17 protein-coding genes and 5 pseudogenes are annotated in these 25,047 nt (G+C 72.7%); 17 read left to right on the top strand and 5 right to left on the bottom strand.

The features are described 5' to 3' along the window. The first annotated feature begins 7 nt into the window (after window positions 1-7). Complete coding sequence (locus MOTC310_RS25330) at window positions 8-250, top strand: hypothetical protein (protein WP_331303752.1); 243 nt, start codon at window positions 8-10, stop codon at window positions 248-250. Between the two features lie 16 nt (window positions 251-266). Here MOTC310_RS25330 and MOTC310_RS25325 read toward each other — a convergent pair whose 3' ends face one another. Continuing rightward, window positions 267-815, bottom strand: coding sequence for an HNH endonuclease (locus tag MOTC310_RS25325; protein ID WP_091782538.1), 549 nt, complete (start codon window positions 813-815; stop codon window positions 267-269). Window positions 816-1,323: 508 nt separating this feature from the next. Here MOTC310_RS25325 and MOTC310_RS25320 point away from each other — a divergent pair. Both MOTC310_RS25320 and MOTC310_RS32990 read left to right on the top strand, forming a co-directional pair. Then, window positions 1,324-4,002 (top strand): annotated as a pseudogene (locus MOTC310_RS25320) (DUF3772 domain-containing protein); the annotation flags it as partial. Window positions 4,003-4,098: 96 nt separating this feature from the next. Next, complete coding sequence (locus MOTC310_RS32990; protein ID WP_473753951.1) at window positions 4,099-4,425, top strand: Clp protease N-terminal domain-containing protein; 327 nt, start codon at window positions 4,099-4,101, stop codon at window positions 4,423-4,425. 123 nt (window positions 4,426-4,548) lie between these two features. Here MOTC310_RS32990 and MOTC310_RS25315 read toward each other — a convergent pair. Further along, a pseudogene (locus tag MOTC310_RS25315) lies at window positions 4,549-5,034 on the bottom strand (GGDEF domain-containing protein); the annotation flags it as partial. Between the two features lie 375 nt (window positions 5,035-5,409). Here MOTC310_RS25315 and MOTC310_RS25310 point away from each other — a divergent pair. Beyond that, complete coding sequence (locus tag MOTC310_RS25310; protein WP_331289230.1) at window positions 5,410-5,889, top strand: CAP domain-containing protein; 480 nt, start codon at window positions 5,410-5,412, stop codon at window positions 5,887-5,889. Window positions 5,890-6,537: 648 nt separating this feature from the next. After that, complete coding sequence (locus MOTC310_RS25305; protein WP_331289229.1) at window positions 6,538-8,313, top strand: glucan ABC transporter ATP-binding protein/ permease; 1,776 nt, start codon at window positions 6,538-6,540, stop codon at window positions 8,311-8,313. Window positions 8,314-8,358: 45 nt separating this feature from the next. On the opposite strand, the gene MOTC310_RS25300 is transcribed toward MOTC310_RS25305, so the two are convergent. Further along, window positions 8,359-9,261 carry a YihY/virulence factor BrkB family protein gene (locus MOTC310_RS25300; RefSeq protein WP_331289228.1) on the bottom strand — a complete coding sequence of 301 codons (903 nt, stop codon included), beginning with the start codon at window positions 9,259-9,261 and terminating at the stop codon, window positions 8,359-8,361. A 218-nt stretch (window positions 9,262-9,479) separates the two neighbouring features. Here MOTC310_RS25300 and MOTC310_RS25295 point away from each other — a divergent pair, with 218 nt between their 5' ends. From MOTC310_RS25295 to MOTC310_RS25275, 5 genes are all read left to right on the top strand, one after another. Continuing rightward, window positions 9,480-10,388 (top strand): DMT family transporter, encoded by a 909-nt coding sequence (locus MOTC310_RS25295; protein ID WP_331289227.1) that lies wholly within the window; start codon window positions 9,480-9,482, stop codon window positions 10,386-10,388. A 112-nt stretch (window positions 10,389-10,500) separates the two neighbouring features. Then, window positions 10,501-12,075, top strand: coding sequence for an FAD-dependent oxidoreductase (locus tag MOTC310_RS25290; RefSeq protein WP_331303750.1), 1,575 nt, complete (start codon window positions 10,501-10,503; stop codon window positions 12,073-12,075). A gap of 117 nt (window positions 12,076-12,192) precedes the next feature. Then, window positions 12,193-12,399: a hypothetical protein gene (locus MOTC310_RS25285; protein ID WP_331289225.1), complete on the top strand. Its 207-nt coding sequence runs from the start codon at window positions 12,193-12,195 to the stop codon at window positions 12,397-12,399. A 242-nt stretch (window positions 12,400-12,641) separates the two neighbouring features. Next, window positions 12,642-14,324 (top strand): acyl-CoA dehydrogenase family protein, encoded by a 1,683-nt coding sequence (locus tag MOTC310_RS25280; protein WP_331303749.1) that lies wholly within the window; start codon window positions 12,642-12,644, stop codon window positions 14,322-14,324. Between the two features lie 94 nt (window positions 14,325-14,418). After that, a complete protein-coding gene (locus MOTC310_RS25275; protein ID WP_331303748.1) occupies window positions 14,419-16,935 on the top strand; it encodes a putative bifunctional diguanylate cyclase/phosphodiesterase in 2,517 nt (838 codons plus the stop codon). A 30-nt stretch (window positions 16,936-16,965) separates the two neighbouring features. Here the strand turns inward: MOTC310_RS25275 and MOTC310_RS25270 are convergent, their stop codons facing one another. Together MOTC310_RS25270 and MOTC310_RS25265 are read right to left on the bottom strand one after the other, a co-directional pair. Further along, window positions 16,966-17,142 carry a hypothetical protein gene (locus MOTC310_RS25270; protein ID WP_012321273.1) on the bottom strand — a complete coding sequence of 59 codons (177 nt, stop codon included), beginning with the start codon at window positions 17,140-17,142 and terminating at the stop codon, window positions 16,966-16,968. 230 nt (window positions 17,143-17,372) lie between these two features. Next, window positions 17,373-18,251, bottom strand: a pseudogene (locus MOTC310_RS25265) (glycosyltransferase); the annotation flags it as partial. 123 nt (window positions 18,252-18,374) lie between these two features. On the opposite strand from MOTC310_RS25265, the pseudogene MOTC310_RS32925 reads away from it, so the two are divergent. The 7 genes and pseudogenes from MOTC310_RS32925 to MOTC310_RS25235 form a co-directional block, all read left to right on the top strand. Continuing rightward, window positions 18,375-18,632: pseudogene (locus MOTC310_RS32925) on the top strand (glycosyl transferase family 1); the annotation flags it as partial. Between the two features lie 56 nt (window positions 18,633-18,688). Continuing rightward, window positions 18,689-18,970, top strand: coding sequence for a glycosyltransferase (locus MOTC310_RS32920; protein WP_419539954.1), 282 nt, complete (start codon window positions 18,689-18,691; stop codon window positions 18,968-18,970). Between the two features lie 329 nt (window positions 18,971-19,299). Further along, window positions 19,300-19,656: a phasin gene (locus tag MOTC310_RS25255; RefSeq protein WP_331303747.1), complete on the top strand. Its 357-nt coding sequence runs from the start codon at window positions 19,300-19,302 to the stop codon at window positions 19,654-19,656. 591 nt (window positions 19,657-20,247) lie between these two features. After that, a pseudogene (locus MOTC310_RS25250) lies at window positions 20,248-20,490 on the top strand (sugar phosphate nucleotidyltransferase); the annotation flags it as partial. A 37-nt stretch (window positions 20,491-20,527) separates the two neighbouring features. After that, window positions 20,528-20,701: a hypothetical protein gene (locus MOTC310_RS25245; protein ID WP_331289221.1), complete on the top strand. Its 174-nt coding sequence runs from the start codon at window positions 20,528-20,530 to the stop codon at window positions 20,699-20,701. Window positions 20,702-20,838: 137 nt separating this feature from the next. Next, window positions 20,839-22,116 carry an N-acetylmuramoyl-L-alanine amidase gene (locus MOTC310_RS25240; RefSeq protein WP_331303746.1) on the top strand — a complete coding sequence of 426 codons (1,278 nt, stop codon included), beginning with the start codon at window positions 20,839-20,841 and terminating at the stop codon, window positions 22,114-22,116. Between the two features lie 169 nt (window positions 22,117-22,285). Further along, window positions 22,286-24,718: a penicillin-binding protein 1A gene (locus MOTC310_RS25235; protein WP_331303745.1), complete on the top strand. Its 2,433-nt coding sequence runs from the start codon at window positions 22,286-22,288 to the stop codon at window positions 24,716-24,718. The last annotated feature ends 329 nt before the right edge of the window (window positions 24,719-25,047 follow it).

The raw sequence follows: 25,047 nt of genomic DNA, 5'->3' as shown, positions 1-25,047 counted from the left end.
CCTGACCATGACTGACCGTCTCTTGAGGCTGTGGCCCCTGACGTCGCGCGCCGCGCTGCTCGCCGGTCTCGTGCTCGTCCACGGGCCGGCCTTCGCGGAGCGCCGCGGGGCGCATCACCCGACGCGCCGGATCGTGCGGGTGCGCCCGGTGCCCGCTATCCCCCCGCCCGTGCTGGTGCGGGATTACCTGCCGCGCAACCACAATCTCCCGATGTACAACGAGCCGCCCCGCGTCGCGCCGGCCTGGTGACGCCTCCGCTCCGCTCTCAGCTCTCCAGCTCGCTGTCCCAGTACAGGTAGTCGAGCCAGGTGTGGTGGTACTGCCGGTGGTCGAATTCGGGCTGCCGGTGGTGCAGCTCGTAGCGCGTCGGCCGCCGGGGCTCGGTCATCAGCGGCATGTCCGCCTCGTCCGGCGTGCGGTTGGCCTTGCGCAGGTTGCAGGGCGAGCAGGCCGCCACGACGTTCTCCCAGCTCGACAGGCCGCCCCGGGAGCGCGGCACCACGTGGTCGAAGGTCAGGCCGCCCGAGGGCAGCCGCAGGCCGCAATACTGGCAGCTGAAACCGTCGCGCAGGTAGATGTTGTAGCGGGTGAAGGCCGGGCTCCGGGCCAGCGCCACGTAGTTCTTCAGCGCCACCACGCTCGGCACCCGCAGCGACCGCGAGGGCGAGCGCGCCTCGACGTCGTAGCTCGCCACCAGGGTGACGCGGTCGAGGAACAGGGCCGTGAAGGCGTCCTTCCACGACCAGAGGGAGAGCGGATTGTACGAGAGCGGCCGATAATCCGCGTTGAGGACGAGGGTTTGGAGATCCATCATCGGCGCGACTCTTCGGACTAGCTCTGGCGCGTGGGACGCGCGGGACCATGCCGCCGCCCCGCCGGCCCGTCCGAACCGGCCCGGGGCCGATGCAGGACGAGCCGGCGCGCGGAGCGACGGCTTGACGGGAGAGGCGGAGGGAACAACAGGGCGGCGGGCCGGCGCGCGGGGGCGCCGGTCGATGCGGTAGCATCCGGAACGCGGCCGGGCCGGGCCGGTATCGCCACCGGCCGCGCCCTTTCGCGTAGCAACGAAAAGGCCCTGTCCATCAGGTGTTCATCTAATCCCAGCGTGACACCCTTGTGAAGCTTTTCCGGATGAGTCCCGGGGACGCACCCACAGCGGGCGCGAGGAAGCGGGATCCGCCCGGGGTGGGCAGGGGCACGGTTTCGCCCTATTGCTCGCCCAGAGCGCCCGGCCGCCAGGAGGCCCGCCCGGTCCCCGATCGCCGCCGATTCGCCGATGCCGGACCCCGGCCGGCCGCCGCGCGCCCGACGAGAGGTTGCTCATGCATCGTATCCCAGCGCGGACCCGGAAGCCGGAGGGCGCCCCGCGCCCCTCCCGCGCACTCGCCCTGCTCGCCGCGCTGGTGTTCGCAACCCCGGCGGCCCTGACCCTGCCGGCCTTCGCCCAGGATCCGGCGCCCGCCGCCAAGTCTCCCGATCAGAAGCCCGCGGATCACAAGCCCGCGGACGCCAAGGCCGCGCCCGAGAAGCCCGCGCCCGAGAAGGCCGCGCCCGAGGCCAAGCCCGCGGACGGCAAGGCACCCGACACGAAGGCACCCGACACGAAGCCCGCGCCCCCGCCGGCCGCCAAGGCCGAGGTTCCCGAGCAGTTCAAGAAGGTCCGGGCCAAGCTCGACGCCGCCAAGGCCGAGCTCGACGCCCGCGAGAAGCAGCTCGGCCACACGGAGCTGACGGTGGCCGACCTCACCGCCATCCGCGACAGCGCCGTCACGGTCACCGACGAGATCCGCACCCTGGTCACCCGGCTCGACGCGCCGCTGGAGGCCGCGCGCGAGCGCCTGGCCCAGCTCGGGCCGAAGCCGAAGGACACCCAGGAGAGCGCCGACGTCGCCGCCGAGCGCGCCGAGCGCGAGGCCGCCGTCACCCGCATCGACGAGACCCAGCGGCTGGCCCGCTCCCTGGTGGTGCAGGGCGACCAGATCGTCGACCGGGTCTCGAACCGCCGCCGCGAATCCTTCACCCGCGACCTGCTCCAGCGCTCCCAGCCGCTGGTCGGCCCCGGTCTCTGGACCAAGGTGATGGGCGACGTCCCCCGGGACACGCGCGCCCTGCAGAGCGCCGTGTCGGATATCGGGCTGCTGTTCTCCCGCAACGGCAGCCTCGCCAACCTGCTGGTCCTGGGCCTCGCCTTCGGGATCTCGGTGGCGCTGTATTTCGGCCGGCGCAACATCGCCCCCAAGGGCGCCCGCCGGGACGCCGCCAAGGCCGACCCGTCGCGGCGCGCCGTGATGCTCGCCGCCTGGCGGGTGATCCTGCTCGGCACCGTGCCGGCCGTGGCCGGGTCCTACGCGGTCTACTACGCCCTCGACGCCACCAACCTGCTGCCGTCGCGGCTGCTGCCGGTGGCGGCCGCCATCCTCGGCGGCCTCGCCTTCATCGCCTTCGTGGAGGCCCTGTGCGACGGGCTGCTCAGCCCCGAGAAGCCGGCCTGGCGCCCGGCCCCGGTGAGCGACGCGGCGGCCACGCGCCTGACCCGGCTCGCCGTCGGCATCGCCACGGTGATCACCGTGGTGAAGTCCGTCGAGGCGCTGAATTCCGGGATCTCGGCGGCCCTGCCGATCTCCATCGCCACGCGGGGCATCGGGGCCGTCGCCACCGCGCTGATCCTGGCGGTCGGCCTCCACCGGTTCGCCGACACCGAGCAGGAGGAGGAGGCCTGTTTCGGCCCCTACGTGCCGACCAAGACCACCACGGGCATCGGCGGCCCGGCCCGGCTCCTGGGCTGGGCCGCGGTGGCCCTGATCGGGCTCGGCGCGCTGGTGGGCTACGTCGCCTTCGCGGCCTTCCTGATCGACCAGCTGATCTGGGACGCGGCCGTCCTCGTGCTGCTCTACCTGCTGGTCCAGAGCGTCGACATCTTCGTCGGCCGCGCGCTCAGCGACGAGACGCGGCTCGCCACCACGCTCCAGGCCAATACCGGCCTGCGCAAGCGCTCGCTCAACCAGATCTCGGTCCTGGCGACGGGCGCCGCCCGGGTCGTCCTGTTCCTGGCGGCCGCGGTCCTGGTCCTGGCGCCCTGGGGCCTCGACTCCACCGACATCGTCTCGTCGGTCCGGCAGGCCTTCTTCGGCTTCAAGGTCGGGGACGTCACGATCTCGCTGTCGAGCATCGCCTTCGGGATCGGCATCCTGGTGGTCGGCGTGTTCATCACCCGCGGGGTGCAGCGCTGGCTGGAGAACACCTACCTGCCGGCCACCGACCTCGACGCGGGCCTGCGCAACTCGATCACCACGGTGGCGGGCTATTGCGGCTTCCTGATCGCGCTGGCGCTCGCCTTCTCGTATCTCGGCCTGAGCCTGGAGAAGCTCACCATCGTGGCCGGCGCCCTGTCGGTGGGTATCGGTTTCGGCCTCCAGTCGATCGTCAACAACTTCGTCTCCGGCCTGCTGCTCCTGTGGGAGCGCCCGATCCGGGTCGGCGACCAGGTGGTGATCGGCGATTCCGAGGGCATCGTGAAGCGGATCTCGGTCCGCTCCACCGAGATCCAGACCTTCGACCGCTCGGCCGTGATCGTGCCGAACTCGAACCTGATCTCCGGGGTGGTGAAGAACCGGGTGCGGGGCGACCGGACCGGGCGCGTCAGCATCACGGTCAGCGTCCTGCGCAACCAGGACCCGGTGCGCGCCGCCGAGATGATCACGGCCTGCGCGCAGAATCACTCCGACATCCTGAAGGAGCCCCCGCCCCGGGTGGTGTTCAAGAAGATCGGCGACCCGTTCCTGGAATTCGAGCTGCTGGTCTGGATCGTCGACGTGAGCCTCGGCCAGAAGGTGGTGACCGACCTGAACTTCTCGGTGTTCGCGACCCTCTCGGGGGCGGGGTTCATCCCGCCGCTCGGGCCCGGCTCCAGCATCGTCACCGTGCAGGGCCTCGACACGATGCAGAGCGCCATGGGCGAGATCGCCAGCCGCTTCATCCAGCCGGCCGCGCCCCCCGAGGGCGCCCTCGGGCGGGCGCTGACGTTCGACCCCGCGCGCCCGGAGGTCGCGGGCCTGCGCCGGGGCGACCTCGTCTTCTGGCGCGGCCATGTCGGGCTGATGGCCGATCCCGAGACGCTGATCCACGCCAACGGCCACCACATGGCGGTCGCCGCGGAGCCGCTTGCCGGGGCGGTCGCCCGCATCGCGGCGCACAGCTTCGGCGCCGTGNAGCAGTGGCTCGCCAAGCAGCCGAAGGTGTCCGGCAACGCCGCCGCGCCGCAGGCGACGCGCGAGCTGATGCGCCTGTTCGACACCGCCGAGAAGGCCGCCGAGAAGGCCGGCGATGCCTACGTGACGGTGACGCTCCTCGAGGAGGCGCCCCCGATCCCGCGCGCGAAGGGGCTGCCCCGAGCGCGCCGCGGGGCCGGGACGGGTCTTGGCTGACGGCGAGGCCCGACGGCGCGCGGATCCCCTCCCCGCGCGATCGTCGGACCCGGAAGCGCCGCTACTTCGCCGGAGGCACAGGTCGCCGGCCGCGTGGCCGTGGATGTCGTTGACCGGCTTGAACCCGTCGAGGTCGATCAGCAGCAGGGCGCCGAGGGGATCCGGACCGGAGCCGGCCGTCCGGGTCCGGAACTGCGCGTCGAACTGCGCCGCGAACTGCGCGTCGAAGCCGCGGCGGTTCGCCAGCCCGGTCAGCGGGTCGCACTCGGCGCGCCGGCTCAGCTCGGCCAGCCGGGCGATCTCCTCGGTGACGTCCTGCTTGGTTCCGATCAGGCGGGTCGGGCGCCCGTCCTCGGACTCGACCGAGGCGCGGATCCGGATCCAGCGTTGCCGGCCTCCGGCCTGCACCTCGGCGTCGAGCACGAAGGCGCCGCTCCGGGCGATCGCCCGGTGCCGGACCGTCTCCAGCAGGCGCCGCGAGGCCGGCTCGTAGAGGTCCAGGATCCGGGGCCGGTGCAGGGTCGCGCCCCGGGGCACGCCGAACAGGTCGTGGACGCCCCCGGACCAGTCGAGGGCGCCGTCGTGCAGGCGGCAGGACCACAGGCCCATCCCGGCGCCCGCCAGGACGCGCGCCTGCCGGGCCAGCTGGGCGGCCTGCTGACGGATGATCGCCCGCTGCAGGGCGCAGGCGGCCGCGGCCTCGGCGGCCGCCTCGGCCGCGGCCGACGGGTCGGGGCGCCCGCCGACGGGTCGGTCGCGGGACGAGTCCACCAGGGCCAAGGAACGCTCGGTCGTCATCGGTGTCGAGTTTTAGACGCACGGTCTTTGAGGAAGCCCTAATCGTCCGATGCACGGCCGCCCGGCAGCGCCTATATGCCGCCCGGGCGGCAGGGCCGTCGCAGGGATGGGTAAGTCGTGACGAGACGCGATCGGGACGGTCGACATGCGGGGCGCGGGCTCGGCCGGATCAGGACCGGGACCCGGATGATCGGCCCGGCCACGCTGGCGGCGGCGCTGCTCGGCGGCTGTGCCGCCCAGCCCCCGAGCAGCGCGGCGCTGCCGAGCATCTACCTGCCGCTCGCCAGCAACAGCGCGCATATCGACGTCGAGGCGGCCCGCGACATGATCTCGTCCTATCGCCGCAACCGCGGCGCGCCGCCGCTGACGGTCGATCCCGAGTTGCAGCGCCTCGCCGAGGCCGAGGCGGCCGCCATGGCGCTCGCCGACCGGCCGAGCCGGGCCCAGACCGTCAAGGCCGCCGTCGAGCGGCTCGGCTACGCGAACGTCAACGCCAACCTCTCGGCGGGCTACCACACCCTGGCCGAGGCCTTCTCGGGCTGGCGCGAGAGCCCGCCCCACGACGCCACCATGCTGGCACCCGGGGCGACCCGGATGGGGATCGCCACCGCCTACGCGCCGGGCTCGAAGTACAAGGTCTACTGGGCGCTGCTCACGGCGAAGTAGCGGCGCTTCCGGGTCCGACGATCGCGCGGGGAGGGGATCCGCGCGCCGTCGGGCCTCGCCGTCAGCCAAGACCCGTCCCGGCCCCGCGGCGCGCTCGGGGCAGCCCCTTCGCGCGCGGGATCGGGGGCGCCTCCTCGAGGAGCGTCACCGTCACGCGCCTCGCGAGCGTGACGGTCGGCCGGCCCATGGGCGGCCGTGCAGGATCACCGAGAAGGGGAAGCGGATCATCGTCGCGGCGGTCGCGCCGCCGAACACCGCCGTCGCGTGGTCCGGCGCGTCGGCGCCGAGGTGCCCGCAATCGGGCACGATCGGCCCGACCACGACGCCGGGGCCCGGGAGCAGGTCGCGTGCGGTCGCGAGATCCGCGTGGCGGGGCCCGAGGCCGATACGTCGAGGAGGGCCGGATCCCGGAGCGGGTAACGGCCGGGCCGCCCACGGGATTGGGAAATCATGCCCAACGCACCGTAGGGACGCGTGTTGCTCGCCTGTATCGGTCCGTCATCGCTCGTTCAGGCAGGCCTCGGCATACCCGTGTCGTACGAGGGGTTTGACGGCGAGAACGGCGAGGTCGCCGGCCGGGCCAATCCCTTGAGAGATGGCGTGAGACCCGGGTCACACGGGCCGCGCCAGGGGTGGCGGAGCGGTACGATGGTTCGTCTGTACGGGCGGGTCCTGGGTTTCCTGAAGGCGGAGCGGCGGCTGGCTATAGGCCTGGCCGCGACCAACGTCGTCCTGGCGATCGCGGCCTTCGCCGAGCCCCTGCTGATGGGCCGGATCATCGACCAGCTGACCCATCTCAAGCGCGGCGGCGACGCCATGGGCACGATGCTGCCCCTGCTCGCCGCCTGGGTGGCGTTCGGCTTCTTCACCATCGCGGCGGGCGTGTTCATCGCGCTGCACGCCGACCGGCTCGCCCACCGCAACCGCCTGTCGTCGATGGCGAGCTACTTCGAGCACGTCCTCGACCTGCCGCTCGCCTTCCACTCGGCCAACCATTCCGGCCGCGTCCTGAAGGCGATGCTGGAGGGCACGAACGGCATGGCGTGGCTGTGGCTCGGCTTCTTCCGCGACCACCTCGTCGCCCTGGTCTCGCTGGGCGTGCTCCTGCCGATGACCCTGTTCATCAACTGGCAGCTCGGCTCGATCCTGGTGGTGCTGGTGCTCGCCTTCACGGCGCTCACCACCTTCGTGATGCGCCGGACCGAGACCCTCCAGGGCCAGGTCGAGGCGTTCAATTCGGGGCTCGCGGCCCACGCCTCGGACGCGCTCGGCAACGTCGCGGTGATCCAGTCCTTCACCCGCGCCAAGGCCGAGAAGGAGGCGATGCGCGGCATCATCACCAACCTGCTCGCCGCGCAGATCCCGGTCCTGTCCTGGTGGGCGCTCGCCAACGTGGCGACACGCGCCTCCGCGACCATCACCATGACGGCGATCTTCGTCACCGGCATCTGGCTCTACCAGGCCGGCACCACCACGGTGGGCGAGGTCGTGGCCTTCATGAGCCTCGCCACCGCCTTCGTGGCCCGGCTCGACCACGTGGTCGGCTTCGTCAACGGCCTGTTCCAGCAGGCGCCGAAGATCGCCGAGTTCTTCGAGATCTACGACACCGTCCCGGCGGTGGCCGACCGGCCGCACGCCCGGCAGGTCGCCCGCTTCGAGGGCGCGGTCACCTTCGACGACGTCGCCTTCTCGTACGACGGAAGGCGCCAGGCGCTCGACGGCGTCTCGTTCACCGCCAAGCCCGGCGAGACGATCGCGCTGGTCGGCACCACCGGCTCGGGCAAGTCGACGACGCTCGGCCTCCTGCACCGCAGCTTCGACCCGGCCTCCGGCGCGATCCGGATCGACGGGATGGACATCCGCGACGTCGGCCTCGCCTCGCTGCGCCACAACATCGGTGTGGTGTTCCAAGAGCCGATGCTGTTCGCCCGCTCGATCCGCGAGAACCTGCAGGTCGGCTGCCCGGACGCGACCGACGCCGAGATGCTCGACGCCCTGGAGCGGGCCCAGGCCAGCGCCTTCATGGCGCGCCAGGCCGACGGGCTCGACACGGTGATCGGCGAGCGCGGCCGGTCGCTCTCGGGCGGCGAGCGCCAGCGGCTCTCGATCGCCCGGGCGCTCCTGAAGAACCCGCCGATCCTGATCCTCGACGAGGCGACCTCGGCGCTGGACGCCGCCACCGAGCGCAAGCTCCAGGGCGCGCTGGAGACCGTGATGGCGGGGCGGACCACCTTCGTGATCGCCCACCGCCTCGCGACGATCCGCGACGCCGACCGGATCCTGGTGTTCCACGAGGGCCGGATCGTCGAGGCCGGGACCTTCGACCAGCTGGTGGCCGAGGGCGGCCGCTTCGCCGAGCTCGCCCGGGCGCAGTTCATGGCGGCCGAGGCCGAGGAGGACGAGGGGCTGGCCCTGGCGGCGTGAGGACGCGCCGCCGCGCGCCACTCCGGAGGTCCTGAAGCGCCCGCCTCAGGGCCTGGATCCCGAGGGGCTCGGTCCTGAGGCGCTCGCCCCCGTCCGTCTGCCCTCCAGCTCGGCGCGCCGCGCCAGCATCTTCGCCTGCAGGCGGCTGCGGCGGGCGGCGATCACCGTGCCGTTGATCTCGCCGCCGAACAGGAACATGGCGGCGAGCCAGTAGAGGAAGACCAGGAACACCATCGCGGTGGCCAGCCCCCCGTAGGTCGACGCGTAGGCGTTGGAGAACCGGTCGAGATAGTAGCCGAAGCCGAGGCCGGCGAAGAACCACAGGAGCAGCGTCACCCCGATCCCCGGCAGCACCGACAGGATCGAGCGCCGCCCGGCCGCGACGAACTTGTGGGCGATGACCAGCACGACGGCGAGCAGCAGGGCCGTGACGGCGATCCGGCCGATCGCCACCGTGAGGCCCAGCGGTTCCAGACCCGGCGCCACCAGGACGATGTTGCGCCAGATCAGCGGCCCCAGCACCACGAGCAGCGCGAAGGCCAGCATCGCGAAGGCGCCGCAGATCACGTAGCCGATCGATTCGAGGCGGGTCAGCCACCAGGGCCGGCTCTCGCGCAGGCCGTAGGCCCGGTTCAGCCCGACCCGCAGGCTCTCGACGCCCGAGGAGGAGAAGTACAGGGCGAACAGCGCGCCGAGCGTCAGCACGCCGCTGCGCTGCTCGGTGAGCACCCGGTGCACCTCGCCGACGATCGGCTTGGCGATCTCCCGCGGCCACGCGTCGAAGATCAGCACCCCGGCCTCGTCGGCGAGCGACTGCGTGCCGAACAGGCCGGCCAGAGCCGCCAGCAGGATCAGGAACGGGAACAGCGAGGTCAGGCTCGAGAGCGCGATGTGGCTCGCGATCGCCCAGCCGTCATGGGAGACGAAGCGCTGCGCGGCGACGCCCATCACCTGTAATCCGCTGCGGAGAGGTTTCACGGGTGTCCAACCATCCTCGATCTCGCGGTCCCCGGCCGATCCTCTCGGGGAGAGGCCCGCCGATGAACGGCGCCGGCACCCGCGCGTCAACGCCGCCGGCCCGCTCCGGTCCCGATCGGCGGCCGGTGACGCGTCCGCGCCACGCCCGGTCCGGAGGGTGAGATCACCGTTGCGCCGGCCGCGCCGACATGCTCCGTCCGGCGGCCATGCCCACGCTGTCACGCCCGTCGACGCTCGCCTCCGGCGCCCTTCCGGCGCTGTTCATCCCGATCTGGGCCACGGGGTTCATCTCCGCCCGCGCGGTGGTGCCGCACGTCGACCCGCTGGCCTTCACGGCCGTCCGCTTCACCGCCGTCGCCCTGGTGCTCGCCCTGATCGCCGCGGCCTCCCGGGTGCGCTGGCCGGGGGACCGGGCGGGGTGGCGCGACCCGGTCATCGCGGGCTTCCTGATGCAGGGGGTCTACCTGTCGGGCGTCTTCTGGGCGGTGAGCCACGGGCTGCCGGCCGGCATCGCGGCCCTCGTCGGCAGCCTCCAGCCGCTGCTGACCGCGCTCCTGGCGCGGCCCCTGCTGGGCGAGCGCGTCAGCGGCCGGCGGGCGCTCGGGATCCTCATGGGCTTCGCCGGCACCGGCCTCGTGCTCGCCCCGAAGCTCGGCGCCACGGACCCGTCCGGGATCCCGCCGCCGGCGCTGGCCGTCAGCCTCCTGGCGGTGCTGGCGCTGACCCTCGGCACGCTCTGGCAGAAGCGCACCGGCGGCCGGGTCGATCTCCTGGCCGGCGCCACCCTCCAGTTCGTCGGCGGCATGGCCTGCGCCATCCCGCTGGCGCTCGCCTTCGGCAGCGCCGCCTTCGACCCGGCGCCGGCCCTGTGGCTCGGCCTCGGCTGGGCGATCCTGGTCAACTCGGTCGCGGGGATCCTGCTGCTGCTGGCGCTGATCCGCCGGGGGGCGGTGGCGGGCGTCGCCGCCCTGTTCTTCCTCGTGCCGCCGGTCGCGGCCGTGCTCGGCTACCTGCTGTTCGGCGAGGTGCTGACCCCGGTGCAGGGCGCCGGCATGGCGCTCGCCGCCCTCGGCGTGGCGGTGGCGAGCCGCGGCTGAGGCCGCGGCTGAGGCCGAGGCCCCTGCGACGGAAGGCGCGGAAACCCTTGCCGCCCTCGCGGTTTGGTGCGCGCGGGCCGGATCGGCCCGTTCCGGCACCGTGCGAGGCGAGATGAACAACGACAGGCCCCGCGAGATCCGCCTCGCCCTCGACGCGATCCCCCTCGGCGGCAAGGCCGAGGGCAAGGGCGAGGGCAAGGGCGAGGGGGCCGCGGGCGACGACGCGGTGCTGTTCGTGCGCGACGCCGACGGCGTGCGCGCCTTCCAGGCGAAGTGCCCGCATCTCGGGGCGCCGCTCGCCAAGGGCGAGATCTGCGGCGGCCGGCTCTACTGCCCCTGGCACAAGGCGGCCTTCGCCCTCGCCGACGGCGGCCTGGAGGAGCCGCCGGCGCTGGAGTCGCTCACCCGCTACCCCGTCCGGATCGAGGGCGGCGAGGCCGTGGCGACCCTGACCCCGATGCCGAGCCCGGCGCGGCGGGCCGAGACCCCGGTCGGGACGGTCCTGATTGTCGGCACCGGCGCGGCGGCCGCGGCCTGCGTCACCACGCTCCGGCGCGAGGGGTTCGCGGGGACGATCACGATGGTCGGCCGCGAGGGCCACCCGCCCTACGACCGGACCAAGCTGTCCAAGCAGTTCCTGGCGAAGCCCACCCCGGCGGAGAAGACGCTGCTGGAGCCGGATTTCGCCGCCGCCCACCGGGTCGAGCGGGTCGAGGCCGAGGTGACCCGGGTCGATCCGGCCGGCCGCAGCGTCGCGCTGGCGGACGGGCGCACGCTCACCGGCGACGCGCTGCTGATCGCCACCGGCAGCCGCGCCGTGGTGCCGGATTTCGCGGGGAAGGACCTCGACGGCGTCCTGACCCTGCGCAGCCTCGACGACGCGGTGCGGCTCAGCGAGGCCGCGGAGCGGGCGACGCGCGTCGTGGTGATCGGCGCGGGCTTCATCGGCCTGGAGGCGGCGGCCTTCCTGACCAAGCGCGGCCTGTCGGTGACGGTCCTGTCCCGGGAGGCGATCCCCTTCGCCAAGCGCTTCGGCGAGGCCGTGGGCGCGGCGCTGAAGCGCTACCACGCCGGCAACGGCGTGACCTTCGTCACGGGCAGCGTCGCGCGGATCGCCGGCACCGGCTCGGTCGAGGCCGTCGAGACCGCGGAGGGCGCGCGGCTGCCGGCCGATCTCGTGCTGATCGGCGCCGGCGCCGCGCCCGAGACCGGGATCGTCGCCGGGGCGGAGCCGGACGAGACCGGCGGCCTCCCGGTCGGCGCCGACCTGAGACTCGCCGACAAGGTCTGGGTCGCGGGCGACATCGCGGCCTTCCCGGAGCGCGGCAGCGGCGCCACGGCGCGGATCGAGCACTGGCGGCTGGCGCAGCAGCACGGGACGCACGTCGCCCGGGCGATGCTCGGCGCCGAAGGCGCCTTCGCGGGCGCGCCGTTCTTCTGGAGCAACCAGGGCGACAAGCGCCTGGATTACGGCGGCTACGCGCCGGATTTCGAGCGGATCATCCTGCAGGGCGATCCGGCGGCGCTCGACTTCATCGCCTACTACGTCCGCGAGAACCGCGCGGTGGCCGCCTGCAGCGTCGGCCGCAACCCGGCCTTCACGGCGTTCCTGCACCTGCTGAGCGAGGGACGCGTGCCGAGCCCCGACGCGATCGAATCCGGCGCCGATCTCACGGCGCTGGCGTGACGCCACGGCCTCGCCGCGCGGCGAGGCGACGCGGGGCCGATGAAACCAGGCCCGGCGGCCCATCTTTCGGTAGACGCCGCCCGCCGTCTCGAGAGCCGGGCCCGTACGGGAGGCCCCATGAACCAGATCCTCGTCGTCGCCCTCATCTGCGCCGCCTCCGTCCAGGCCCCGGACTGCTCGCGCGAGACCGCCATCGACGTGGTCACCGGCCCGGCCCACACCCTCCAGGAATGCCTCGTCCAGGGACCGGTCCTGGCGGCCAGCGCCGGCTTCAAGGGCGAGGACGGGGCCTACGTGAAGACGCGGTGCGAGCAGAGGCGCTGAGCGGGCGCCGTCCGGCCAGCAGCTTTCGGCAGGCCGGAGGCACGATCATCGGCGATCATCAATGTCCGGACCGTCGCGCCGCGCCGCGCCGGGCCGGCCTTGACTTGGCGCGGCCTCGCGCCGGCCTGCCGGCCCCGGTATTCAACTTGAGTTCAAGACGAGCCAAACGAAATCTGCTTCGGCTCCGGAGCCCGACAGGTTAAAAGACCCGATCCAAGAAGACGCCACGCGAGCTAAAAACCATGTCCGCATCTCCCGCCATCCAGACCGAGCCGCAGGATATCGCCGCCCTCGCCAAGGCCGCCGGCGCGAGCGCCAAGGCCCTCGCGGCGGAGGCCACCCGGCGGGTCCGCACGCGGGTCCTCGGGACGGACGGGCGGATCGACGCGGCCAAGCTCGAGAGCCAGCAGCACGCCGCCCACGGGCTCGCCTGGCTCGCGACCTACGCGGAGGCGGTGAACGAGCTCGGCGGCTACGCCGAGCGCCTCCAGGCCGAGGGCCGGTTCGGCGAGACCGAGGCGCTCCTCGTCCGGATCGGCGCCGGCGAGTATCTCGACCAGCTCTTCTCCGGCATCCCGATGAGCCAGGGCGAGATGGTCCGCCTCACCGGGTCGCTCGGCCTCTCCGCCAAGGAGGTGGCGCAGTACCGCACCGACGCGGTCGAGACGCTGATCGCCGAGGGCAACACGCCGGAGAACCGCGCCGCCCTGGTGGCGCTGATGCGCGACGGCGGCGGCTCGGCGACCGTCGGCGCCTCGGGCCTCGACGAGGACATGGAGGCGATCCGCTCCGAGATGCGCCGCTTCGGCAAGGCCGAGGTGGTCGATCAGGCGCACGAGTGGCACCTGAAGAACGCCTACATCCCGATGGAGATCGTGCAGAAGATGGCCGAGCTCGGCGTCTTCGGCCTGACGATCCCCGAGGAGTACGGCGGCATGGGCCTGCCGAAGACCGCCATGTGCGTGGTCTCTGAGGAGCTGTCCCGCGCCTATATCGGCGTCGGCTCGCTCGGCACCCGCTCGGAGATCGCCGCGGAGCTGATCCTGTGCGGCGGCACCGAGGAGCAGAAGCAGCGCTTCCTGCCGAAGATCGCCTCGGGCGACATCCTTCCGACCGCCGTCTTCACCGAGCCGAACACCGGCTCCGACCTCGCGAGCCTGCGCACCCGCGCGGTGAAGGAGGGCGACGTCTGGAAGATCACCGGCAACAAGACCTGGATCACCCACCCGGTCCGCGCCGACATCATGACGGTGCTGGTGCGCACCAAGCCCGAGGAGAAGGGCCACAAGGGCCTCTCCATGCTGATCGCCGAGAAGCCGCGCGGCACGGATGAGGATCCCTTCCCGGTCCAGGGCCTGTCGGGCGGCGAGATCGAGGTGCTCGGCTACCGCGGCATGAAGGAGTACGAGCTCGCCTTCGAGGGCTTCGCGGTGCCGGGCGGCAACCTGCTCGGCGAGGTCGAGGGCAAGGGCTTCGCCCAGCTGATGCAGACCTTCGAGTCGGCCCGCATCCAGACCGCGGCGCGCGCCATCGGCGTCGCCCAGTCGGCCCTCGACGTCGGCCTGCGCTACGCCGAGGAGCGGGTCCAGTTCGGCAAGGCGCTGGTCAACTTCCCGCGGGTGGCCGACAAGCTCGCCATGATGGCGGTGGAGATCAACATCGCCCGCCAGCTCACCTACTTCTCGGCCCGCGAGAAGGACGAGGGCAAGCGCTGCGACCTGGAGGCCGGGATGGCGAAGCTGCTCGGCGCCCGCGTCGCCTGGGCGGCGGCCGACAACGCCCTCCAGATCCACGGCGGCAACGGCTTCGCGCTCGAGTACCCGGTGAGCCGGATCCTGTGCGACGCGCGCATCCTCTCGATCTTCGAGGGCGCCGCGGAGATCCAGGCCCAGGTGATCGCCCGCCGGCTGCTCGAATCCGCCTGAGAGCCCAGCTAAAACTGGGGAATAGTACGTATCATGGGATTATAAGTCGGCATATGAACCCGGCTTAAACGAAGTCCCTGCTTCCTGGCGCCCGGTGAACAACTGGGGCGGCTCGGTGAGCGCGCAGCACGACGACGGACAGACGGGCAAGAACCTCCTCCGGCACTGGCAGGATTGCCGGACGCCGGGGGCGCCGATCCCGTCCTACGAGGCCGTCGTGCTCGGGAGCCTCGGCCGCCTCGCCGACCGGGCCGCCCTGGTGACGACCCGCGACGGGCGCGCCGCCCGGATCCTCTGGGCGGGTCAGGCCTTCGGCGCCTGGCTCGCGGACGGCGTGGAGGGCTCGGCAGGCCCGCCGGTCGAGCCCTCTGCCGCCGATTCCTCGCCGGTCGAGACCCTCCCGGTCGACGCGCTCCCGATCGAGCTGCGCGAGCCCGTCGACGAGATGGTCACGTCCGCCCTCTCCTCCGGCCAACCGGCCCACGGCCGGTGCGACCGCCTCGCCGCCGGGGTCGTGACCTCGACCCGCCTCGTCGGCGTGCCCCTGGGCAACCGCTGGGGCGAGCCCTTCGTGCTGATCGGGTTCGACGGGGCGAGCGTCCGGACCGAGCTGGTCCAGGCGATGTTCACCGCCACCGACCAGGGCATCCTGGCCCTCAGCACGGTCCGGGACGCCGCGGGCCGCCCGGTCGATTTCAAGATCGTCGCCCTCAACCGCGGGGCCGAGCGCCTCCTGGAGCGCCCCGCCGCCGCCCTGCAATGGCAGCGCGTGGGCCAGCTCTTCCCGGGCACGATCACCGCGCGGACGATCGCGACGCTCGCCGCCATGGTCGAGCGGGGCGGCCGCTCCGCCTTCGAGCTGAGCCGCCCCCGGTCCGACGGCGGCACGCTCTACCTCAAGGTCGAGGCGGGCTGCGTCGGCGATCTCCTGTCGGTGACCATGACGGATGTCGGCGACATCAAGGCCCGGGAGGCCTCGTTCCGGCTCCTGTTCGAGAACAACCCGGTGCCGATGTGGGTCGTGGCCGACGCGCGCGACCGCTTCCTGGCGGTGAACGACGCGGCCGTCGCCCATTACGGCTACAGCCGCGAGCAGTTCCTGAGCCGGGCGCCGGCCGACCTCGCCGTCGCGGCCGAGGAGGCGGCCGGGCTCGGCCTGCCCACCGCCGCCGGCTCGCTCCACCGCCGCGCCGACGGCTCGGCGATCGCGGTCTCCCTGTTCCAGCGGGCGATGCCGTTCGAGGGGCGGCAGGCCGTGCTCGAGGCCGCCATCGACATGACCGAGCGGCGCCGGGCCGAGGCCCGCATCGCCCACATGGCCCACCACGACGCCCTCACCGGGCTGCCGAACCGCGTGCTGTTCCGGGACCGCCTCGGCGAGGCGATCGCCCGCCACGCCCGGGACGGCGAGGAGGCGGTGCTGCTCTGCCTCGACCTCGACAAGTTCAAGATCGTCAACGACACGCTGGGCCACCCGGTCGGCGACGCGCTCCTGCGCGAGGCGGCCGAGCGGATCGCCGGCTGCCTGCGCAAGGACGACCTCGTGGCCCGGCTCGGCGGCGACGAGTTCGCCATCCTGGTGCGCGGGATGGACCTGCCGGCGCTGGCCGACGGGCCGATCGCCCGGGTGATCGCCGAGCTCGGCCGGCCCTTCCGCCTGGAGGGCCAGGATTGCCATATCGGCACCAGCATCGGCGTCGCCTGCCTGCCCCGGGACGGCACCGATCCCGAGACGCTGATGAAGAACGCCGACCTCGCCCTGTACCGGGCGAAGGCCGAGGGCGGCAGCACCTTCCGGTGCTTCGAGCCGGAGATGGATGCCTGGGTCCAGGCGCGGCGGCGGCGCGAGAACGAGCTGCGCGAGGCCTTGGCCCGCGGCCAGTTCTCGCTGGTCTACCAGCCGCTGATGGATGCCCGCGCCGACCGGATCCTGGCCTTCGAGGCGCTGCTGCGCTGGAACCACCCGGAGCACGGCCCGGTCTCGCCGGCCGAGTTCGTGCCGCTCGCCGAGGAGACCGGCCTGATCGTGCCGATCGGCGCCTGGGTGATGCAGACCGCCTTCGCCGAGGCGGCGGCGTGGCCGGAGACGATCCGGCTCGCCGTGAACCTGTCGCCGATCCAGTTCCGCAACCGCACCCTGGTCGAGACCGTGCGCGGCGCGCTCGCCGCCACGGGGCTCGACCCGCGGCGCCTCGAGCTGGAGATCACCGAATCGGTCCTGCTCGCCGACAGCACCGCCAATCTCGCGACCCTGCACGCGTTGCGGGCCATGGGGATCCGGATCGCCATGGACGATTTCGGGACCGGCTATTCCAGCCTCAGCTACCTGCGCAGCTTCCCGTTCGACAAGATCAAGCTCGACCGCTCCTTCGTGAGCCAGGTCGGCGAGAACACCCACTGCACGGCGATCGTGCGGGCGGTGGCGAGCCTGGGCACCAGCCTCGGCATCGCCACCACCGCCGAGGGCGTCGAGACCGCCGAGCAGCTCGCGATGCTGCGGGCGGAGGGCTACGACGAGGTGCAGGGCTTCCTGTTCAGCCGGGCGGTCCCGGGCCCCGAGGCCCGCCGCCTGATCGACCGGGAGCCGGTGCCGGACGACCGGGCGGCCTGACGCCGCCCGGCCCGCACCGGTTCCGCGGGCCTACTTGGTGATCTTCACCGAGACCGGGTCGCTCGACGGGAAGGTCTCCTCCAGAGCGTCGTCCAGGCGCTCGTTCAGCTTCTCCTGCTTGTTGTCGGGGTTCTTGGCGTCGCCCGGCTTGGCGCTGCCCTGCTGGAAGCCCGGCTTGGTCTCGTTCGGCTTGTGGGTCTCGGCCATGTCGCTCGCTCGTCCGTGACGGAGGCACGCAAGGGTGCCGGTGGGCATCAACGCGACGGAGGGCGGGTGTTTCCGATCTTTCGGGGCGGCGCGTCGACCCGGCGGGTCCGGGGCCGGGTCCGGCTTCCCGCCGCGCCGTCCTTCGCGCCGTCCTTCGCCCCGTCCTTCGCCCCGTCCGACGACGGGGCGCCGGCGCGACCACGGGATCAGGCGGTCGCGAGCGGCCGCCCCTGCACGGCCTCGGCGTCGCGCCAGCCGAGCATCGCCGCCTCGGGGTAGCGCGCGGCGAGCTCGGCCCGCTCGGGGCCGTCGCCCACGAAGGCCGCCCGCACCCCCGCCCGCCGCGCCGCCTCGGCGAAGATCGGCGCGCCCTTCTCGGCGGAGATCCGCCCGACGAACAGGAAGTCGCCCGGCGGGCCCGCGCGCACCGGCGCCCGCGCCACCGCGATCGGGTTGTCGACCCGGTGGAAGGCGGTGCCGCCGGGCAGGAGCGGCCGCACCACGCTCTCCTGCAGGTCGCTGATCGTGATGACGTGGGCGAACAGCTCCGGCAGCCGGGCCAGGTGGGCGAGGCCGGCATGGCGGACCATCCGGGCCACCTTGCGCGGGTAGCTGCGCGCGTCGCACTGCGCCACGACGCAGGCGGGCGACATCGGCGTGCGGTGGCAGATCCGCTGCGCCGGGTAGGCGTAGAAGCCGCCGGTCGGGCAGACGAGGAAGAACTCGTGCATCGTGTAGAGGCAGGGCAGGCCGGATGCCCGGAGCGCCGGGCCGATCGACGGCGACAGCGCCTTGGCGAAGGCGTGGACGTGGACCAGCGTGTCGCGGGGATCGTGGGCGGCGAGCTCCGCCGCCAGGGCGCGGCGCGCCGGCCCGTTCCAGATCGCCTGGGCCGCGAAGGCGAGCTTGCTGCGCGCCGTGGTGACGTCGTCCTGCTCCAGGCAGACCACCCGGACGCCGGCCGGCTCCAGCCGCGGATCCACCGGGCCGACCGCGGCGAACAGGCTGACGCGGTTCCCGCGGGCGGCGAGCCCCAGGGCGGATTCGATGGCGACCTTGGCCTGGCCGCCGTTGATCGCGGCGTGGTCTGCGACGAGGACGACGTGCACGTCAGGAGTTCCGCCGCTGCGATCCGGGAACGAGATCTGTATCCGGCCGCGGTTGATCGCCCGTAAACCGGTCTGCCTCATCCTCCCGGCCTCCGAGACCGATCGATCCCCGGGAGCGCCACCGTGCACGTCGTGATCCTGGCCGAGTTCGCGGCCGCCACCGGCGGGGCCGAGAAGGTGGCGCTGGAATCCGCCCGCGGGCTCGCCGAGGCCGGCCTCGCCGTCACCTACATCCAGGCGATCCCGGGTCCGGTCGACCCGCTCCTCGACCATGCCGGCATCCGCCGGATCGACCTGGGCCTGCCCGACATCTGGTCCCTCGGCGCCGCGCGGGCGGCCGCCGCCGGGATCTGGCACGCGGCCGCCGCCCGGCGGCTCGCCGGTACGAGACCGGGCCGCTCACGGTCTACGAGGCGCTGGCGGCCGGCATCCCGGTCGTGGCCTCCGACCGCTCCGGCGCCGCCGAGAAGGTCCGGCACGGCCGGACCGGATTCGTGGTCGCGCCGGAGATCGGACCCCTCGCCGAGGCCTTCGCGGCGCTGCGGGACGACGCCCTGACGGCCGCGCTGGGGGCCGAGGCGGGCCGGCTCGCCCGGGCCGCGCCGCTGGGCCTGGAGGCGCACACGGCGGCGCTCCGCGCGCTCTACGCCGGGCTGGCCGAATCGGCGGCTGGTGCGATGCAGCATCCGTCCCCGCTCGCCCGTCCGCAGCGCTCCTGACGCGGAAAATGGATTGGCATGCCAGAACAATTCACGATCCGTTCACGCCCCTCTGGACAGCGAGATAGTTTTTTGCAAAGCGGGTCGCCGCCGGGATCAGCGATCTTAGCTGTCGTTGTAAATGGCGCAGCTTGAACGCAATCTGCTATCGGGCGCGATCCGCCGGGCGATGACTTCGTGAGATCATCGAACCGGAACTTTATCGGGCGTCCGGATCCGCCATCGCCCCCCGAACCTGCACTTGACTTCTTGTTGCACTGCAACATATAGAGGTGCGTCAACGCGGACGCATCCGGCGTCCCGCTCCAAGGATGATGCTGGAGACATCGATGCAGACCCCGAACTTCGAGATCCCGACCGAGATGCGCGACTTCGCCGACAAGAGCGTCGATCAGGCCCGGACCGCCGTCAGCACCATGATGGCGAACGCCGTGAAGGCCGCCGAGCAGGTCCAGGCTTCGGGCCAGACCTTCCAGTCGACCCTCAGCGCCGCGGTCGCGAAGGGGTTCGATCACGCGCAGGCCAACGCCAACGCGACCTTCGACTTCGCCCAGAAGCTGGTGCGCACGAAGGACCTCCGCGAGGCGTTCGAGCTCCAGTCCGAGTTCGTCCGCAGCCAGTTCGCCGCGCTCCAGGCCCAGGCCAAGGATTACGGCGCCCTCGCGCAGAACGCCGCCGCCCGCTGAGGCCGGCCGCCCCGATCCGCGATCGGGGTCGCGACGACCGGGATCCGATGGGCCGCTCCGGGCCTGCCGGATCCCACGCTCTGACGCCCGGGCGTCACGGGCCCGGCGCCGACACCGCCGGCGAGCCGGCCGCGCACGACCTTCCGGCCGCCGCTCCGTCAGGACGGGCCGACGCCGACAGGAGGAGATCGCGCGATGGGAAAGCCGCGTCGACCGAGGAGCCGTCCCACCGGGACGCACCAGCCGTTGCAGGCCGTGCCGGACGCGCCCGAGAGCCGGGCCGCGGCCGCCCCGAGCCCGGCGGATCGACCCGCTCCGGCGACTGACCACCCCGTCGAGGCCGCCGCGCCGCCGGCCGAGCCTGTTCGGGTCGGCGCCGAGGCGGTCGATGCGGTCATGCCCGAGGCGGCGCCCGACGGGGCGCCCCGAGCCTCGGCCGAGACCGCGCCCGACGGCGCGGTGGCCGTCCCGTCCGACCCGGTGGCCGAAGCCGCCGCGGCGTCCGCAACCGAGGCCGCCATCGACATCGCCCTCCCGCCGGCGCCGGCCGCGGGGCCNTGCGGGCGCCACGGCAGGCCGAGCAGGCACTTGTCGAGCCAGACCAGCTTCACCCGCCAGCAGGCCCCGCTCGGCCTCGGCCACGCGGTCTGGTGCGCCCGTGAGATCGTCGGCGACGAGCCGTTCGCGGTGCTGCTCCCGGACATGCTCAGCCGCGGCTGCATGCAGCAGATGCTGGCCGCCTACGATCGCCACGGCGGCAACATCATCGCCGTCGAGGAGGTGGCCCCCGAGGAGACGCATCAGTACGGCATCGTCAGCGTCGGCGAGACCTATCGACGTCGTCGAGATCGGCTCGACCATCGCCCGCTACGTGCGCGGCGAGGGCGAGGCGGCGCTCGCGCATCTCCGGGCGCTCTCGGGGGCCCGCTCGCCGGCCGACGTGATCCGCCTGCAGGTCGGCGAGGTCCAGCGGGCCGCCGACGCCTCCCTGACCTGCTGGGTCGCGGTGGTCGGGCAGGCGAGCCGGGCCGTCGCGTACCGCTGAGGTGCCGCGCCTCGGGCGGCCGGGACTTGTCGCATCGCGGCCACAAGGCCGGGCCGATCGAACCGGCGACGGCAACGCGCCGTTAACCAAGTCGGTCCCATGCCGTAACGGAGGGCACGGGAGACGACACCGGACCGATGCCGAACTGCGCGCGCCTGATCCGTTCCGCATGGCTCCGCCTCGCCGTCGCGCTCCTGCCGGCGCTGGCGACGGCGCCGGTTGCCGCGCAGAACCCAGCGCCCCCGCCGAGCGGCGAGAAGCCGGCCGTGGCCATCGGGGCCGACCTCGCGAGCCAGGCCGGCACCACGCGCCTCACCCTGACGCTGTCCCGGGCCGTGGAGGCCCGCGGCTTCGTGATGGAGCGGCCGGACCGGGCGGTGATCGACCTGCCCGAGGTCAATTTCCAGCTCGAATCGGGGAGCGGCAGCCGCCGCGACGGCCTCGTGCAATCCTTCCGCTACGGCCTGTTCGCGCCCGGCCGGTCGCGCATCGTGATCGACCTCGCGGCGCCCGCCACGGTCGGCAAGATCGAGATTGCGACGCGGCCGCGCGACGGCGCGGTGCTGCTCACGATCCCGCTGCAGCGCGCCGACCGCGACGGGTTCCGCAAGGCCGCCGCCGCCGCCGATCCCGCCCCCGCCCAGGCCCGCGCCGTCCCGCCGGAGCCCGCGGACCAGCGCCCGCTGATCATGGTCGATGCCGGCCACGGCGGCACCGATCCCGGCGCCATCGCGGTGGGCGGCGTGTTCGAGAAGGACATCGTGTTCGGCTTCGCCCAGGCGCTCGTGGCGAAGCTGGAGGCGGGCGGCCGCTACCGGGTCCGGATGACCCGGGACCGCGACGTGTTCGTGCCGCTGGCCGAGCGCGTGCGCCTCGTCCGCGACGCCAGGGCCGACCTGTTCGTGTCGATCCACGCGGACTCGATCTCGGCGGCCCCCCAGGTGAGCGGGGCCACGATCTACACCAATTCCGAGAAGGCCACGGACGCCGAATCCGCCAAGCTCGCCGAGCGCGAGAACCGGGCCGATGCCGCCGCGGGCGTCGACGCCGCCGAGGCGCCGCCGGACATCGCCGACATCCTGCAGGAGCTGACCCTGCGCGAGACCCGCGGCTTCTCGTCGGGCTTCGCCCGGACCCTGATGGGCCAGCTCGCCCCCGTGATGAAGATGAGCGCCAAGCCCCACCGGGAGGCGCGCTTCGTGGTGCTGCGCTCCCCCGACGTGCCGAGCGTGCTCGTGGAACTCGGCTACCTCTCCAGCAAGCGCGACCTGGAGATGCTGCAATCGCCGGAGTGGCGGGCCGACGTCACCGGCTCCATGGCCAGGGCGATCGACCAGTTCTTCACCAACCGCGCCACGCTCGGCCCGCCGGCCGCGACGCGCCGCGCGGCCGCCGTCGCCCCAGTTTCACCATAGATAGAGTGTCGATACGGGACGTCCGACGCCCCGTCGCACGGCCGCCGAAACCGGCATTCCGAGGGGGTCTCACGGGACCGTCCGGGGGCCGGCCGCGCAGCGCGCGGGTGCACGCGCCGGATGAGCCGATTCCGGCATACGGCCGGGCCAGCGACGAGCGGAACACCGGATGCGTCTGATCCTTCGTTTCTTCGGGATCCTGTTCAGCGCCGCCGCGGTGCTGTTCGTGGTCGGCGCGGCGGTGGGCGGTTACTTCTACTGGAAGTACAGCCAGGACCTGCCCGACCACGCCGCGCTCTCCAATTACGAGCCGCCGGTGATGACCCGCGTCCACGCGGCGGACGGCTCGCTGCTCGCCGAGTACGCCCGCGAGCGCCGGCTGTACCTGCCGATCCAGGCGATGCCGAAGATCGTGGTGGCGGCCTTCCTGTCGGCCGAGGACAAGAACTTCTACAAGCACGGCGGCATCGACCCCGAGGGGATCGTGCGCGCCTTCCTGACCAACGCCAAGTCGGGCAAGCGGCAGGGCGCCTCGACCATCACCCAGCAGGTCGCCAAGAACTTCCTGCTCTCCTCCGAGCAGACCTACGACCGCAAGATCAAGGAGGCGCTGCTGGCGCTCCGGATCGAGGCGGCCTACTCGAAGGACAAGATCCTCGAGCTCTACCTCAACGAGATCTTCCTCGGCACGATCGTCCCGGGCCGCAACCTGCACGGCGTCGCGGCCGCCGCGCTCGACTATTTCGGCAAGTCGGTCCACGAGCTGACCATCAACGAGGCGGCCTACCTCGCCGCCCTGCCGAAGGGGCCGAACAACTACCACCCCTACCGCAAGACCCAGGCGGCGCTGGACCGCCGCAACGAGATCATCCGCCTGATGGCGGAGAACGGCTACATCACCAAGGAGGAGGCGGATTCCGCCAAGAAGATGCCGCTCGGCGTCAACCCGCGCGTCGCCTTCCCGAACGCCGCCAACGCCAACTACTTCACCGAGGAGGTCCGCCGCGAGATCTCCGAGCGCTACGGCGAGAAGAAGCTCTACGAGGGCGGCCTCTCGGTGCGCACGACCCTCGACCCGAAGATGCAGGCCTGGGCCCGCAAGGCGCTGGTCGACGGCCTCGTCCGCTACGACCAGGCCCATGGCTGGCGCGGTCCGGTCACCAAGGTCGACCTGACCGGGCGCGACTGGGGCATGGCGGCGGCCGAGGTTCCGGCGCTCGGCGACGTGGCGCCCTGGCGGCTCGCCGTGGTGCTGGGCAACGGCGGCGGCGGCGTGCAGATCGGCCTGCAGCCCAAGCGCGAGGCCTCCGGCCAGGTCGGCAAGGACCGCGAGACGGGCGTGATCACGCCCGAGGGCATGCGCTGGGCCGGCCGCGCCAATCTCCAGGCCGGCGACATGGTCTATGTCGAGGCGATGGACGGCGGCCGCGGTCAGTTCCGCCTGCGCCAGAAGCCCGAGGTCTCCGGCGCCATCGTGGCCATGGACCCGAACACGGGACGCGTGCACGCGATGGTCGGCGGCTTCTCGTACGACGAGTCCGAGTTCAACCGCGCCACGCAGGCGATGCGCCAGCCCGGCTCCTCGTTCAAGCCGATCGTCTACTCGGCGGCCCTCGACAACGGCTACACGCCGGCCTCGATCATCCAGGATACCCCGATCACCATCGAGGCCGGCCCCGGCCAGGAGGCCTGGACGCCCTCGAACTACGACGGCAAGTCCGGCGGCCCGCACACCCTGCGCTACGGGATCGAGCACTCGAAGAACCTGATGACGGTCCGGCTCGCCAAGGATGTCGGCATGCCGCTCATCGCCGAGTACGCCCGCAGGTTCGGCGTCTACGACGACATGCTGCCGGTCCTGCCGATGTCGCTCGGCGCGGGCGAGACCACGGTGATGCGCATGGTCACGGCCTACTCGATGCTGGCCAACGGCGGCCGCCGCATCCGGCCGACCCTGATCGACCGGATCCAGGACCGCATCGGCGAGACGATCTACCGCCACGACAACCGCAAGTGCATCGGCTGCGACGCCGAGAAGTGGTCCGGCCAGGACGAGCCGAAGCTGGTGGACGATTCCGAGCAGGTCCTCGACCCGCTGACCGCCTACCAGATGGTCTCGATCATGGAGGGCGTGGTCCAGCGCGGCACCGCCACGATCCTGAAGCAGATCGGCAAGCCGCTCGCCGGCAAGACCGGCACGACGAACGACGCCAAGGACGCGTGGTTCGTGGGCTTCTCGCCGGACCTGGCGGTCGGCATCTATATCGGCTTCGACAAGCCGCGCTCGCTGGGCGACCGCGCCACGGGCGGCGGTCTGGCGGCGCCGATCGCGCTGGAATTCCTGAAGACGGCCCTCAAGGACAAGCCGCCGACCCCGTTCCGCGTGCCCCCGGGGATCAAGCTGATCCGCATCAACCTCGCGAGCGGCACCCGCGCCGGCTCGGGGGAGGGCGCCGGGACGATCCTGGAGGCGTTCAAGCCCGGCACCGCGCCGCCGGATTCCTACTCGGCGCCGTCCTCCTCGGGCGGCGGCCAGGCGGCCGCCCCCGCGGCGGTCGCGCCCGACCCCGACCGGGCCGCGCAGGCCGGCGGCCTGTACTGAGGCGCTCCGCCGGATCGGGCGCAGCCGCGATCGCTCTCAGCCCAGGTCGGGTCCACCCGGCCTGGGCTTTCGCGTTCCCGAGCGGGAGCGGGGTCCCCGCTCCGCGGCGGTGACTCGGCGGACGACGCAGCTCCCCGCCGGGGCCCGCGATCGGTGATCCGCTCCGGTCGCGCGCAGAAAAAAGCCGCCCCGGATGGAGCGGCTCGAGGAGTCATCAGGGAGGCATCAAAACAGAGCGGACGAACATGTCCAACTCGACATCCAGATCACTGGATGCCTGTTTATGCCTCGAAAACCTTAATGCAGAGTTAAGGCAAGTCTTGGGGCGA

Source organism: Methylobacterium oryzae (assembly GCF_036441375.1).
In the GTDB taxonomy this organism is placed as follows: Bacteria; Pseudomonadota; Alphaproteobacteria; order Rhizobiales; family Beijerinckiaceae; genus Methylobacterium; species Methylobacterium oryzae_A.
The sequence above is the reverse complement of the archived record's forward strand: the minus strand, read 5'-3'. Positions and strand labels throughout refer to the sequence as shown.

Coding starts and splice junctions, on each gene's coding strand:
- MOTC310_RS25330 (WP_331303752.1), top strand. CDS start 8: ATGACTGACCGTCTCTTGAGGCTGTGGCCCCTGACGTCGCGCGCCGCG.
- MOTC310_RS25325 (WP_091782538.1), bottom strand. CDS start 815: ATGATGGATCTCCAAACCCTCGTCCTCAACGCGGATTATCGGCCGCTC.
- MOTC310_RS25310 (WP_331289230.1), top strand. CDS start 5,410: ATGATCGGCCCGGCCACGCTGGCGGCGGCGCTGCTCGGCGGCTGTGCC.
- MOTC310_RS25305 (WP_331289229.1), top strand. CDS start 6,538: ATGGTTCGTCTGTACGGGCGGGTCCTGGGTTTCCTGAAGGCGGAGCGG.
- MOTC310_RS25300 (WP_331289228.1), bottom strand. CDS start 9,261: ATGGGCGTCGCCGCGCAGCGCTTCGTCTCCCATGACGGCTGGGCGATC.
- MOTC310_RS25295 (WP_331289227.1), top strand. CDS start 9,480: ATGCTCCGTCCGGCGGCCATGCCCACGCTGTCACGCCCGTCGACGCTC.
- MOTC310_RS25290 (WP_331303750.1), top strand. CDS start 10,501: ATGAACAACGACAGGCCCCGCGAGATCCGCCTCGCCCTCGACGCGATC.
- MOTC310_RS25285 (WP_331289225.1), top strand. CDS start 12,193: ATGAACCAGATCCTCGTCGTCGCCCTCATCTGCGCCGCCTCCGTCCAG.
- MOTC310_RS25280 (WP_331303749.1), top strand. CDS start 12,642: ATGTCCGCATCTCCCGCCATCCAGACCGAGCCGCAGGATATCGCCGCC.
- MOTC310_RS25270 (WP_012321273.1), bottom strand. CDS start 17,142: ATGGCCGAGACCCACAAGCCGAACGAGACCAAGCCGGGCTTCCAGCAG.
- MOTC310_RS25255 (WP_331303747.1), top strand. CDS start 19,300: ATGCAGACCCCGAACTTCGAGATCCCGACCGAGATGCGCGACTTCGCC.
- MOTC310_RS25240 (WP_331303746.1), top strand. CDS start 20,839: ATGCCGAACTGCGCGCGCCTGATCCGTTCCGCATGGCTCCGCCTCGCC.
- MOTC310_RS25235 (WP_331303745.1), top strand. CDS start 22,286: ATGCGTCTGATCCTTCGTTTCTTCGGGATCCTGTTCAGCGCCGCCGCG.